Origin of the sequence: Salmonella sp. SAL04213 (assembly GCF_046550535.1) — a bacterium.
Lineage (GTDB): Bacteria > Pseudomonadota > Gammaproteobacteria > Enterobacterales > Enterobacteriaceae > Salmonella > Salmonella enterica.
The window spans coordinates 396,967-410,512 of the sequence record NZ_JBGDXS010000003.1 but is presented as its reverse complement, the minus strand read 5'-3'; the positions used below and the strand labels follow the sequence as shown (position 1 = coordinate 410,512).

General features: G+C 54.2%; 8 protein-coding genes. 3 read left to right on the top strand and 5 right to left on the bottom strand.

Going from position 1 to position 13,546, the window contains the following annotated elements; translation table 11 throughout:
* Positions 1-43 precede the first annotated feature (43 nt).
* On the top strand, positions 44-1,015 hold the full coding sequence (locus tag ACLJPQ_RS11355; protein WP_080184984.1) for a DUF4424 family protein: 972 nt from the start codon (positions 44-46) through the stop codon (positions 1,013-1,015).
* Between the two features lie 31 nt (positions 1,016-1,046).
* Here the strand turns inward: ACLJPQ_RS11355 and acnB are convergent, their stop codons facing one another.
* Positions 1,047-3,644 (bottom strand): bifunctional aconitate hydratase 2/2-methylisocitrate dehydratase, encoded by a 2,598-nt coding sequence (gene acnB / locus ACLJPQ_RS11350; protein WP_023138991.1) that lies wholly within the window; start codon positions 3,642-3,644, stop codon positions 1,047-1,049.
* A 388-nt stretch (positions 3,645-4,032) separates the two neighbouring features.
* Here acnB and ACLJPQ_RS11345 point away from each other — a divergent pair, with 388 nt between their 5' ends.
* Both ACLJPQ_RS11345 and ACLJPQ_RS11340 read left to right on the top strand, forming a co-directional pair.
* Entirely contained in the window at positions 4,033-5,655 is a 1,623-nt protein-coding gene (locus ACLJPQ_RS11345) for a DUF3300 domain-containing protein (protein WP_080184985.1), read from the top strand.
* A gap of 12 nt (positions 5,656-5,667) precedes the next feature.
* Entirely contained in the window at positions 5,668-6,459 is a 792-nt protein-coding gene (locus tag ACLJPQ_RS11340; protein ID WP_000757452.1) for a DUF2950 family protein, read from the top strand.
* Positions 6,460-6,496: 37 nt separating this feature from the next.
* Here ACLJPQ_RS11340 and ACLJPQ_RS11335 read toward each other — a convergent pair whose 3' ends face one another.
* The 4 genes from ACLJPQ_RS11335 to aceE all read right to left on the bottom strand — a co-directional run bounded on the left by ACLJPQ_RS11335 (position 6,497) and on the right by aceE (position 13,266).
* Positions 6,497-6,781, bottom strand: coding sequence for an outer membrane protein (locus ACLJPQ_RS11335; protein WP_000765363.1), 285 nt, complete (start codon positions 6,779-6,781; stop codon positions 6,497-6,499).
* Between the two features lie 288 nt (positions 6,782-7,069).
* Positions 7,070-8,494: a dihydrolipoyl dehydrogenase gene (gene lpdA / locus ACLJPQ_RS11330; protein WP_001519338.1), complete on the bottom strand. Its 1,425-nt coding sequence runs from the start codon at positions 8,492-8,494 to the stop codon at positions 7,070-7,072.
* 201 nt (positions 8,495-8,695) lie between these two features.
* Positions 8,696-10,588, bottom strand: a complete 1,893-nt coding sequence (gene aceF / locus ACLJPQ_RS11325; RefSeq protein ID WP_080184986.1) for a pyruvate dehydrogenase complex dihydrolipoyllysine-residue acetyltransferase — start codon at positions 10,586-10,588, stop codon at positions 8,696-8,698.
* Positions 10,589-10,602: 14 nt separating this feature from the next.
* The gene (gene aceE / locus ACLJPQ_RS11320) at positions 10,603-13,266 is read right to left on the bottom strand and encodes a pyruvate dehydrogenase (acetyl-transferring), homodimeric type (RefSeq protein ID WP_000003841.1); all 2,664 of its coding nucleotides are present in this window, start codon (positions 13,264-13,266) and stop codon (positions 10,603-10,605) included.
* Between the last annotated feature and the right edge of the window lie 280 nt (positions 13,267-13,546).

Genomic DNA, 13,546 nt, shown 5'->3' with positions numbered 1-13,546 from the left:
GGATTATGATAATGATTATGTTTCGGACATGGAATGCACCGGTATGACATATTTTAAATGGCTGAGCGTACTCCTGTGTTTTATTACCAGTTACCATGCTTATGCAAACGACTCGGCGGTCGGGGAAACCAATGGTTCCATTGAATTTCTGCAACAAAATGAGATCAGCATGGCGAAAGAGCGATTGTTGATTGCCAGCGATCGTATCAATGTCGATTATGTATTTATTAATCATTCGGCGCAGGATATTACCGTTCCGGTAGCCTTTCCGATGCCGGCTATTTCCCAACGATATATGGGAGATAGTACAGAAGGTATTGCCAACTTTAAGATCAGCGTGGACGGTAAACCGGTTAAAAGCGAGTCCCGCTGGCGAGTCATCCATGACTTAGGCGGTAAAGGTGAAGAAGACATTACGGCGAAACTACTGCAAACCGGCTGGACGATCCCACAGCTACGCCATGTCCTCAATCGCGAGGGCAAAGCCTCTATTGAAGAAGGATATAAAGAGGGAAAACAGCAATTACCGTCAGAGTGGTTTGATGACGGCTATCTGAATATTGCCGTTCAACAATATTTTATCTGGCAACAACGTTTTCCGGCGGGCAAGGAGATCGTTATTCACCACTCATACACGCCCAGTAAATCCACCGGCGTGCCTGACAGCCTTGACAGTCTTCTTGGTGATGAATTCGGCGATCAATGCCTGACCGCCGCCACTCGCAAGGCGTTAAAACAGCTGGATGCAGGAATAAAATATAAAAACGAAGACGGTAGCGCGAATATCGGCTGGGGCTATCTGGGCTATATTCTGAAAACTGGCGCTAACTGGAAAGAGGGTATCATTGGCGACTTTACCTTGCGCATTCATAAGAAGGATGAGACTGAAGTGGTTGTCCCCTGCTTTAATTACCCGCTAAAACAAATTGATCCGTTAACCCTGGAGTTTAAACAAAAAAACTTCAAGCCCGATGAAAACCTGGATATCCATTTTTATTACGATTCTTCGCTGTAAAAACTGGCCCGGAAATCCGGGCCAGTCACTTTTACACCGCAGTCTGGAAAATCACCCCATCTGCTTTCTCGGTGTACTGAGAAAGCTGGTCGAAGTTCAGATAACGGTAGGTATCCACCGCCGTCTTATCCACCTGCGCCACGTAGGTCTGGTACTCTTCCGGCGTCGGCAGTTTGCCGATAAGCGCTGCAACCGCCGCCAGCTCCGCAGAGGCCAGGAAGACGTTCGCACCGGTACCTAAACGGTTCGGGAAGTTACGGGTAGAGGTAGAGACCACCGTCGCACCGTCGGCTACACGCGCCTGGTTACCCATACACAGGGAACAGCCTGGGATCTCAATACGCGCACCGCTCTTACCAAACACGCTGTAGTAGCCTTCTTCGGTGAGCTGCGCGGCGTCCATACGGGTTGGCGGCGCCACCCACAGGCGGGTTGGCAACTGGCCTTTGTGGTTATCCAGCAGCTTACCAGCCGCGCGGAAGTGGCCGATGTTGGTCATGCAGGAACCGATGAACACTTCGTCGATCTTCTCGCCCTGCACGTCAGACAGCAGACGCGCGTCGTCCGGATCGTTCGGCGCGCACAGGATTGGCTCTTTGATATCCGCCAGATCGATGTCGATCACCGCTGCGTATTCCGCGTCAGCATCGGCTTCCAGCAGCTGCGGGTCCGCCAGCCATTTTTCCATGCCCTGGATACGACGTTCCAGCGTACGACGGTCGCCGTAGCCTTCCGCAATCATCCACTTCAGCAGGACGATGTTGGAGGTCAGGTATTCAATGATCGGCTCTTTGTTCAACTTGATGGTACAACCCGCAGCGGAACGCTCGGCAGAAGCATCGGTCAACTCAAACGCCTGCTCCACTTTCAGATCCGGCAGACCTTCGATTTCCAGGATGCGGCCAGAGAAGATGTTTTTCTTGCCTTTCTTCTCAACGGTCAGCAGGCCCTGTTTGATGGCGTACAGCGGGATGGCATGGACCAAATCGCGCAGGGTGATGCCCGGCTGCATTTTGCCTTTGAAGCGCACCAGCACGGATTCCGGCATATCCAGCGGCATCACGCCAGTCGCGGCGGCAAACGCAACCAGACCAGAGCCCGCCGGGAAAGAGATACCAATCGGGAAACGGGTATGGGAGTCGCCGCCGGTACCGACGGTATCCGGCAGCAGCATACGGTTCAGCCAGGAGTGGATCACGCCGTCGCCCGGACGCAGGGAGACACCGCCGCGGTTCATAATGAAGTCTGGCAGCGTGTGGTGCGTGGTGACGTCAACCGGCTTCGGATAGGCTGCGGTGTGACAGAACGACTGCATGACCAGATCGGCGGAGAATCCCAGACAGGCCAGGTCTTTCAGCTCATCGCGGGTCATCGGGCCAGTAGTATCCTGAGAACCGACGGAGGTCATTTTCGGTTCGCAGTACGCGCCCGGACGGATACCTTTCACGCCGCAGGCGCGACCGACCATTTTCTGCGCCAGAGAGAAGCCACGGCTGCTTTCCGCCACGTCTTTTGCCTGACGGAAAACATCAGAGTGCGGCAGTCCCAGCGCTTCACGCGCTTTGGTGGTCAGGCCACGGCCGATAATCAGCGGAATACGACCACCGGCACGCACTTCGTCGATCAGCACGTCGGTTTTCAGTTCGAAGGTTGCCAGTAGCTCGCCGGTTTCGTGGTTACGCACTTCGCCTTTGTACGGGTAGACGTCAATCACATCGCCCATATTCAGGTTAGAAACGTCAACTTCAATCGGCAGCGCGCCCGCATCTTCCATAGTGTTAAAGAAGATAGGCGCAATTTTGCCGCCGAGGCACAGGCCGCCGCCGCGCTTATTCGGCACGTTCGGGATGTCATCGCCCATGAACCACAGCACGGAGTTGGTCGCGGATTTACGGGAAGAACCGGTGCCCACCACGTCACCCACGTAAGCCAGCGGGTAGCCTTTTTTCTGCAATGCTTCGATTTGTTTGATCGGGCCGACAACGCCTGGCTGATCCGGCTCAATGCCTTCACGGGCGTTTTTCAGCATCGCCTGCGCATGTAACGGGATATCCGGTCTCGACCACGCATCCGGCGCCGGAGAGAGATCGTCGGTATTCGTTTCGCCGGTCACTTTGAAAACGGTGACGGTGATTTTTTCCGCCAGCGGCGGACGGCTCAGGAACCATTCGGCGTCGGCCCAGGATTGCATCACCTGTTTGGCATATTCATTGCCCGCTTTGGCTTTCTCTTCTACGTCGTAGAAGTTATCGAACATCAGCAGGGTGTGGGACAGCGCTTTGGCCGCAATCGGCGCCAGTTTCGCATCGTCCAGCGCATCAATCAGCGGATGAATGTTGTAACCCCCCTGCATGGTGCCCAGCAGTTCAATGGCTTTTTCTGGGGAGACCAGCGGGGAGGTGGTGTCGCCTTTCGCGACAGCAGCGAGAAAACCGGCTTTAACATAAGCGGCTTCATCTACGCCAGGAGGAACGCGGTTGATCAACAGGTCTAACAGGAATTCTTCTTCGCCCACAGGCGGGGTCTTCAGCAGCTCGACAAGCGCAGCCATTTGGGTTGCGTCTAAAGGTTTTGGCACAATCCCCTGGGCAGCACGCTCAGCTACGTGCTTACGGTATTCTTCTAGCACGACGATATCTCCTCGCTCTCATTGTCATAATGCGGCGCTTTTGTTGATGGGCGATTCTCTTCACGCTCCTGTGAGACAGTAGTTAGTAGGGTAAATGCCCGGTACCGCATAAGGCACAATAACAGGATTTTCTTTAAGTGTTAATCTGTTTACAAAAAAGCAACATAAAAAAGTGGCTGAATCGTTAAGGATGGTCTAATGCTCTACTGAGGCGGGAGCTGCAGCCATAAATGCTTACCTCATTTCGTGCTTTGATCGTCACGTAACGTTATCGATCCCAACATTAGCTAAAAATTAAACTATCGTCCCTTTATACTCACGCGAAACTGCACCCCGTCGGCGGCAGGCATAATGACCATAGCGATTCTCTGGAATCGGGAGAGATAAAATGACGTTGCCCTTTAAACCCCATCTCATTGCCCTTGTGTGCAGTGCCGGGTTATTTGCCGCTTCGGGCGTACTGTATGTTAAAAGCCGCGCTCCCGAAGCGCCCGCGCAGGCGGCAGCTCCCGCCCCTGAGCAAACGCAGACCGCTGTGCCCGCGCCTGTCGCGAAAACGACCTTTACCACTGCGCAAATCGATCAATGGGTCGCGCCTGTCGCGCTTTATCCCGATGCCCTGCTGTCGCAGGTGCTCATGGCCTCCACCTACCCGGCGAACGTGGTTCAGGCCGTCCAGTGGTCGCGAGATAACCCCACGCTGCAGGGCGATGCCGCTATTCAGGCGGTGGCCAGCCAACCGTGGGACCCCAGCGTCAAATCGCTGGTCGCCTTTCCCCAGTTGATGGCGCTTATGGGCGAGAATCCGCAATGGGTGCAAAACCTGGGCGATGCGTTCTTAGCCCAGCCACAGGATGTGATGGATGCGGTGCAAAGGTTGCGTCTGCTCGCTCAACAAACCGGTTCGCTAAAATCAACGCCGCAGCAAACCGTTACCAGCGTGCCGAAGTCCAGCGCTTCTACCGCCGTCACGACGACAACCACCACATCCACCACTACGCCAGCGACACCGTCGACCGTCATCAAAATTGAACCCGCGAATCCGCAGGTGGTGTACGTGCCGAACTATAACCCCGCGACGGTGTATGGCGCCTGGCCCAATACCGCTTATCCGCCGGTGTATTTACCGCCTCCTCCGGGGCAGCAGTTTGCCGACAGTTTTGTTAAAGGTTTTGGTTATAGTCTGGGCGTCGCTACCACCTATGCGTTGTTCAGCAGCATAGACTGGGATGACGACGATCATCACCACCATGACGACGACCATCATGATGATGATTACCATCATGATGGTAACGGTTATCAACATAATGGCGATAATATCAACATCAATGTCAATAATTTCAACCGGATATCCGGGCAAAACCTGCCGGGCCAAACGATGGGCTGGCAGCATAATCCCGCCTGGCGCAATGGCGTCCCCTATCCGAATAATACCGTTGCGCAACGGTTCCATCCCACCAATGTTAGCGGCGGGTTAAGCGCAACGCAGCAAGCGCCAGTGTCTCGCGACAGTCAGCGCCAGGCGGCCATGACGCAATTCCAACAGCGCAGCCATACATCACCCGCTAACCTGTCAGGCGAGACATCCCGCGATAGACAGCGCAAAGCGGCATCGCAGCAGTTAAATCAAATTGCCCAGCGTAATAATTACCGTGGCTATGACGGAACACAAAACAGCAGTCGTCGCGAGGCGGCGCAGCAGACACTGAATAAATCCACCACGCAGCAGCATCGTTCCGAGCTGAAGGCTAAAGCCCAGCAGCACCCTGTTTCACAGCAGCAGAGAGACACCGCCCGCCAGCGTATTGAATCCTCTACGCCGCAGCAGCGTCAGGCATTTCGCCAGAATATGCACGCCAATGTGTTTAGCGGGAACGACAGTCGATCGCCGTCATGGCAATCGCAACAGCTACGCGGCCTGGAAAGCCGTCGCGGCAGTCACTTAAACACCGAGCAACGCGCCGCCGCGCGGGAACATTTTTCTGAACATCATGAATTTCATCGCCGTTAACCGGAGCAGATAATGAAAAAGGTTATGTTAAGCGCTCTGTTACTGTCGTTACCCTTGCTGGGCTACGCGCAGGAACGGTTCCCCTCCCCGGAAGCGGCCGCCAGCGCCTTCGCCGCGGCGGTAGCCGGAAAAAACGAAACGCAGCTTACCGCGCTACTGGGCGATGACTGGCGGCAATTTCTGCCGCCGGAAGGTGCCGATCCCGAGGCCGTGGCCCGCTTCAATCGTGACTGGCGCGAAGGCCATCGCATTGTACAGAAAGACAATACGGCGCACCTGAATGTCGGACGAGAAGACTGGCAGCTCCCGGTGCCCATGGTGAAAGAGACTGGCGGCTGGCGCTTTGATATGGCGGCAGCCGGGAATGAGATCCTCACCCGTACTATTGGGCGAAATGAACTTTCTACCTTACAGGCCATGCATGCTTACGTTGATGCGCAGCAGGACTATTACTTACAAAACCATCGCTGGGCGCACAGGATAATCAGTAGCGAAGGCCAAAAAGATGGCCTGTACTGGCCAACCAAAGCAGGCGACGTCCCCAGTCCCTTAGGCCCAAACTTTAGCCCCGCAGCGCCAGACGAGGGTTACCACGGCTACCATTTCCGTATTATCAGCGATAACGACGGTCACGGCGCGGCGCTTCTGGCTTGGCCGATGCATTACGGCGAAACCGGGGTGATGAGTTTTATGGTCAACCAGGACGATCGTATTTATCAGGCGGATTTAGGCAAGGAGACGGAGAGTAAAGTTCAGGCTATCACGCGTTTTGCGCCAGACGCGCAGTGGCAGGTCGCCGAATAACCCGTAAGCGCCTGGCGTTATCGCCAGGCCGTGATCATTAGCCCTGATGCGGCATTAATTCCGGGTGACCTTGTACCGGCGGCTTGTTGCTGGTCAGCGCGGCTTCATCAGCCTGAATGCTGCCGGAATTGGCCGCCCATACGCCTTCATGCGTGTGGGTGATCTGCTGATGCTGCGCATTCAAATCCTCGCCCATTGCCGCAATATGCGTGCTTTCCGTACCGCCGCTGTTAGTCGCCCAGGGGATGACGGGATCGCTGGCAAATGCCATGCCGGAGATCAACGTCGCGGTTAGCGCTGCTGTTGTCAGAAAAAGTTTCATATATCAAACCTCATAATTAGCTCGCTATTATTTTATGGCGTTACTAATTTCAGGGTGATGACAAAGTAAGGAGAGGTATTTCTTATGAAACAATTAGTTGGTCGAAAATGACAGACAAAGGCACTACCGACGGCATAAGCTTTGAAAAACGTACTGCTGCGGAAACGATAAATTTTGCGGTTTCGTTATCCTTCGCCATCATTTGACACATCTGATTTGCCATGCATAAAAAAAGCGGCTGTAAAGCCGCTTTTTTGTATCGGGTGGCGCATTGCCACCTACAGAAGATTATTTCTTCTTCGCTTTCGGGTTCGGCAGGTCGGTAATACTACCTTCGAACACTTCAGCAGCCAGACCGACGGACTCGTGCAACGTCGGGTGCGCATGAATGGTCAGCGCGATGTCTTCCGCATCACAGCCCATTTCGATCGCCAGACCGATTTCACCCAGCAGCTCGCCGCCGTTGGTGCCGACAATCGCCCCGCCGATCACGCGGTGAGATTCTTTGTCGAAAATCAGTTTGGTCATACCGTCTGCGCAGTCAGAAGCGATAGCACGGCCAGAAGCTGCCCACGGGAAGGTGGCGGTTTCATAGCTGATGCCTTTTTCTTTCGCTTCTTTCTCGGTCAGGCCAACCCATGCCACTTCTGGCTCGGTGTACGCGATAGACGGGATAACTTTCGGATCGAAGTAGTGTTTCTTACCGGCGATAACTTCAGCGGCAACGTGACCTTCGTGAACGCCTTTGTGCGCCAGCATCGGCTGACCGACGATATCGCCGATAGCAAAGATGTGCGGCACGTTGGTGCGCAGCTGTTTGTCCACGCGGATAAAGCCACGGTCGTCAACTTCCACGCCAGCTTTGCCCGCGTCGAGGTTTTTACCGTTCGGCACACGACCAATCGCCACCAGAACCGCATCATAACGCTGCGCTTCAGCCGGGGCTTTTTTGCCTTCCATCGAAACGTAGATACCGTCTTCTTTCGCTTCAACGGCAGTCACTTTGGTTTCCAGCATCAGGTTGAATTTCTTGCTGATGCGCTTGGTGAAGACTTTAACGATGTCTTTATCAGCCGCCGGGATAACCTGGTCGAACATTTCAACCACGTCAATCTCTGAACCCAGCGCGTGGTATACGGTACCCATTTCCAGACCGATGATACCGCCGCCCATGACCAGCATACGCTTCGGTACTTCTTTCAATTCCAGAGCGTCGGTAGAATCCCATACGCGCGGGTCTTCATGCGGAATAAACGGTAATTGGATCGGACGAGAACCTGCCGCGATAATCGCGTTGTCGAAGTTGATCACGGTTTTGCCGTTTTCGCCTTCAACTTCCAGGGTGTTAGCCCCGGTGAATTTACCCAGACCGTTGACCACTTTCACTTTACGGCCTTTGGCCATACCCGCCAGACCGCCGGTCAGCTGCGTGATCACTTTCTCTTTCCAGGTACGAATCTTGTCGATATCAGTTTTCGGCTCACCGAAGACGATACCGTGTTCAGCCAGCGCTTTGGCTTCTTCGATAACTTTTGCTACGTGCAGCAGCGCTTTAGAAGGGATACAGCCGACGTTCAGACAAACACCGCCAAGGGTGTTGTAGCGTTCTACAATTACGGTTTCCAGACCTAAATCAGCGCAACGGAAAGCGGCAGAATAGCCTGCCGGGCCCGCCCCAAGTACCACGACCTGAGTTTTGATTTCAGTACTCATCATGACCTCTTTATTTGTATCCGGCGGTCCGGGGTACTTGATCGCCCATCATCCACCGGGTCGTTCTATCCGCCCGTATCTTACAAAATTGTTAACAATTTTGAAACAACAAACGGATCACGAATTATCGCTTTCGCTAATAACCTCACAAAATACATGAGATTATCAAAAAAAAGCCGGCCGTCGGGCCGGCTTTTTCGCTTACATCACCAGACGGCGAATGTCAGACAACATATTGTTGATAATGGTAATGAAACGCGCACCATCAGCACCATCGATCACACGGTGGTCGAAGGAAAGAGAGATAGGCATCATCAGACGCGGCACAAACTCTTTCCCATTCCACACCGGTTCCATCGCCGACTTAGAAACGCCGAGGATAGCCACTTCCGGCGCGTTAACAATCGGCGCGAAGTGGGTAGTTCCCAGACCGCCGATGCTGGAGATAGTGAAGCAACCACCCTGCATTTCGCCAGCGGTTAGCTTACCATCACGCGCTTTTTTGGAGATGGTGGTCAGTTCACGAGACAGCTCGGTCACGCTCTTCTTATTCACGTCTTTAAAGACCGGAACCACCAGGCCATTCGGGGTATCAACCGCCACGCCGATGTTGATGTATTTTTTCAGGGTCAGACGCTGACCGTCTTCGGACAGAGAGCTGTTGAAGCGCGGCATCTGTTCCAGAGCAGCGGCAACCGCTTTCATGATGAAGACCACTGGCGTGTATTTCACATCCAGTTTGCGCTTCTCAGCTTCGGCGTTCTGCTGTTTACGGAACGCTTCCAGATCGGTGATATCGGTTTTGTCGAAGTGCGTAACGTGCGGGATCATCACCCAGTTACGGCTCAGGTTCGCGCCAGAGATTTTCTGGATACGGCCCAGTTCCACTTCTTCGATTTCACCAAACTTGCTGAAGTCCACTTTCGGCCAGGGCAGCATGCCCGGGATACCGCCGCCAGCAGATGCTGCCGGTGCAGACTCGGCGCGTTTGATAGCATCCTTCACGTAAGCCTGAACGTCTTCGCGCAGAATACGGCCTTTACGACCGGTGCCTTTCACTTTCGCCAGGTTGACGCCAAACTCGCGCGCCAGGCGGCGAATCAGCGGGGTAGCGTGAACGTAAGCGTCGTTTTCAGCGAACTCAGACTTGCCTTCCGCTTTGGCAGCCGGGGCAGCAGGCTTCTCAGCTTTCGCCGCCGGAGCCGGTGCCGCCGCTTCCTGTTTAGCCGGAGCGGCCGCAGGCGCTGCGCCTTCTACTTCGAAGACCATAATCAGAGAACCGGTTTTCACTTTATCGCCGGTGCTGATTTTGATTTCTTTCACGGTGCCCGCGAACGGCGCAGGCACTTCCATGGAGGCTTTGTCGCCTTCCACGGTGATCAGCGACTGTTCAGCGGCAACTTTATCGCCGACTTTGACCATCACTTCGGTGACTTCAACTTCGTCGCCGCCGATATCCGGTACGTTAACGTCTTTCACGCCCGTCGCTGCTGCTGGAGCAGCCGCAGCCGGAGCGGCTTCCGCTTTCGCTGGTGCTGCTGCGCCTGCTTCACCCGCCACTTCGAAGACCATAATCAGAGAGCCGGTAGACACTTTGTCGCCGGTGTTCACTTTGATCTCTTTCACGGTGCCCGCGAACGGCGCCGGCACTTCCATTGAGGCCTTGTCGCCTTCTACGGTGATCAGCGACTGTTCAGCTTCTACGGTGTCGCCCACTTTCACCATCACTTCAGTCACTTCAACTTCGTCACTGCCGATATCCGGAACGTGAACGTCTTTCGCCGCTGCCGCAGCAGGTGCTGCTGCCGGAGCCGCTTCTTTCTTCTCTTCTGCCTTAGCAGGTGCAGCGTCGACTGCACCGTCGGCGGAATCGAAAATCATGATAAGTGCACCGGTCTCGGTTTTGTCGCCGACAGAGACTTTAATCTCTTTCACGACGCCAGCCTGCGGAGATGGGACTTCCATAGAGGCTTTGTCGCCTTCTACGGTGATCAGCGACTGTTCAGCTTCCACTTTGTCGCCCACTTTGACCAGAATCTCGGTGATTTCAACTTCATCTGTCCCGATGTCCGGTACTTTGATTTCGATAGCCATTATTCTTTTACCTCTTACGCCAGACGCGGGTTAACTTTATCTGCATCGATGTTGAATTTGGTAATCGCATCCGCTACCACTTTCTTATCGATTTCGCCACGTTTAGCCAGTTCGCCCAGCGCTGCGACAACCACATAAGAAGCATCAACTTCGAAGTGGTGACGCAGGTTCTCACGGCTGTCGGAACGACCGAAGCCATCCGTACCCAGTACGCGATAGTCGTCAGCCGGTACGTAAGTACGAACCTGCTCGGCGAACAATTTCATATAGTCAGTAGATGCCACTGCCGGAGCGTCGTTCATCACCTGAGCGATGTACGGTACGCGCGGGGTTTCCAGCGGGTGCAGCATGTTCCAGCGTTCACAATCCTGGCCATCACGCGCCAGTTCGGTGAAGGAGGTCACGCTGTACACGTCAGAACCTACGCCGTAGTCGTTCGCCAGAATCTGTGCCGCTTCACGCACGTGACGCAGGATAGAACCGGAGCCCAGCAGCTGAACTTTACCTTTGCTACCTTCGAGGGTTTCGAGTTTGTAGATACCTTTACGGATACCTTCCTCGGCACCTGCTGGCATGGCCGGCATGTGGTAGTTTTCGTTCAGGGTGGTGATGTAGTAGTAAACGTTCTCTTGTTTCTCACCGTACATACGCTCCAGACCATCATGCATGATGACAGCCACTTCGTAAGCGTAAGCCGGGTCGTAAGAGATACAGTTCGGGATAGTCAGCGACTGAATGTGGCTGTGACCATCTTCGTGCTGCAGACCTTCGCCGTTCAGCGTTGTACGACCGGAAGTCCCGCCGATCAGGAAGCCGCGAGCCTGCTGGTCGCCAGCCTGCCAGCACAGGTCGCCGATACGCTGGAACCCGAACATAGAGTAGTAGATGTAGAACGGGATCATCGGCAGATCGTTGGTGCTGTAAGAGGTCGCCGCAGCCAGCCAGGATGCGCCTGCGCCCAGCTCGTTGATACCTTCCTGCAGAATCTGGCCTTTCTCGTCTTCTTTGTAGTAAGCAACCTGCTCACGGTCCTGCGGGGTGTACTGCTGGCCGTTCGGGCTGTAGATACCAATCTGACGGAACAGACCTTCCATACCGAAAGTACGCGCTTCGTCGGCGATGATCGGTACCAGGCGATCTTTGATCGACTTGTTCTTCAGCATCACGTTCAGGGCACGCACGAAAGCGATCGTAGTGGAAATCTCTTTGCTTTGCTCTTCCAGCAGCGCGCCGAAATCTGAAAGTTGAGGCAGCTCTAACTTCTCGGTGAAGTTCGGCTGACGGCTTGGCAGGTAGCCATGCAGCGCCTGACGGCGTTCATGCAGGTATTTGTGTTCTTCAGAACCTTCCGGGAAGGTAATGTACGGCAGTTTTTCGAGATCAGCATCGGCAACCGGCACGTTGAAACGATCGCGGACGTAACGCACGCCGTCCATGTTCATTTTCTTCACCTGGTGAGCGATGTTTTTGCCTTCCGCGGTGTCGCCCATGCCATAACCTTTAATGGTATGGGCCAGGATTACGGTCGCTTTGCCTTTAGTTTCCTGCGCTTTTTTCAGTGCCGCGTAAACTTTCTTCGGATCGTGACCACCACGGTTCAGCGCCCAAATCTGCTCGTCAGTCCAGTCGGCCACCAGCGCTGCGGTTTCCGGGTATTTACCGAAGAAGTGCTCACGTACGTAAGCGCCGTCTTTGGATTTGAAGGTCTGGTAGTCGCCGTCAACGGTTTCGTTCATCAGCTGGATCAGTTTACCGCTGGTGTCTTTACGCAGCAGCTCATCCCAACGACCGCCCCACATGACTTTAATAACGTTCCAGCCAGCACCTGCAAAGATGCCTTCCAGTTCGTTAACAATCTTGCCGTTACCGGTGACCGGGCCGTCAAGACGCTGCAGGTTACAGTTGATAACAAAGACCAGGTTGTCCAGTTTTTCACGGGTGGCGATGGTGATCGCGCCTTTGGATTCCGGCTCATCCATCTCGCCGTCGCCGAGGAAGGCGTAAACGGTCTGTTTAGAGGTATCTTTCAGGCCGCGGTGTTCCAGATATTTCAGGAATTTCGCCTGGTAGATAGCACCGATTGGGCCCAGACCCATAGAGACGGTCGGGAACTGCCAGAATTCCGGCATCAGTTTCGGGTGCGGATAGGAAGAGAGGCCATTGCCATGCACTTCCTGACGGAAGTTATCCATCTGTTCCTGGGTCAGACGACCTTCCAGGAACGCGCGAGCGTAGATGCCCGGAGAGATGTGGCCCTGGAAGTACACCAGATCGCCGCCATCCTGTTCGTTGCGCGCACGGAAGAAATGGTTGAAACAGACATCATAGATCGTGGCGGAAGACTGGAAGGACGCCATGTGGCCGCCCAACTCAAGGTCTTTTTTAGACGCGCGCAGCACGGTCATGATGGCGTTCCAGCGGATAGCAGAACGAATGCGACGTTCCAGCTCCAGATTGCCCGGGTATTCCGGTTCGTCTTCAACGGCAATAGTGTTGATGTAATTACTGGCCCCTGCGCCTGCCGCGACTTTCACGCCGCCTTTGCGAGCTTCAGAAAGCAGTTGGTCAATCAGATACTGAGCGCGCTCAACACCTTCTTCACGGATGACCGATTCGATCGCCTGTAGCCAGTCGCGAGTTTCGATCGGATCCACGTCATTTGGGAAACGTTCTGACATGGGGGTATTCCTTATCTATCTAATACGTTGAGTTATCTGGAACCTGTCCCATTAAACTTTCGTCAGAAAGCTTAATAAGACAGGTTCTGCGTTTATTGCCTGGCCCATAAGGTGTAATTGTTGCAGCCAGTTTGGTCACGGACAGCGCGGAACAACCGGAACGTACACGTAGTACGTGAGGATTGTGAGCACTGCCCAGGACCAAAATGGCAAATAAAATAGCCTTATGGGCCTGGCATTTAGTTGCCGCGCACATTTTTGCGCTTTATTCACAACATCT

What these genes read in the sequence shown, in the direction of transcription:
- ACLJPQ_RS11355 (WP_080184984.1), top strand. Translation starts at nt 44, where the DNA reads ATGACATATTTTAAATGGCTGAGCGTACTCCTGTGTTTTATTACCAGT.
- ACLJPQ_RS11345 (WP_080184985.1), top strand. Translation starts at nt 4,033, where the DNA reads ATGACGTTGCCCTTTAAACCCCATCTCATTGCCCTTGTGTGCAGTGCC.
- ACLJPQ_RS11340 (WP_000757452.1), top strand. Translation starts at nt 5,668, where the DNA reads ATGAAAAAGGTTATGTTAAGCGCTCTGTTACTGTCGTTACCCTTGCTG.
- ACLJPQ_RS11335 (WP_000765363.1), bottom strand. Translation starts at nt 6,781, where the DNA reads ATGAAACTTTTTCTGACAACAGCAGCGCTAACCGCGACGTTGATCTCC.
- lpdA (WP_001519338.1), bottom strand. Translation starts at nt 8,494, where the DNA reads ATGAGTACTGAAATCAAAACTCAGGTCGTGGTACTTGGGGCGGGCCCG.
- aceF (WP_080184986.1), bottom strand. Translation starts at nt 10,588, where the DNA reads ATGGCTATCGAAATCAAAGTACCGGACATCGGGACAGATGAAGTTGAA.
- aceE (WP_000003841.1), bottom strand. Translation starts at nt 13,266, where the DNA reads ATGTCAGAACGTTTCCCAAATGACGTGGATCCGATCGAAACTCGCGAC.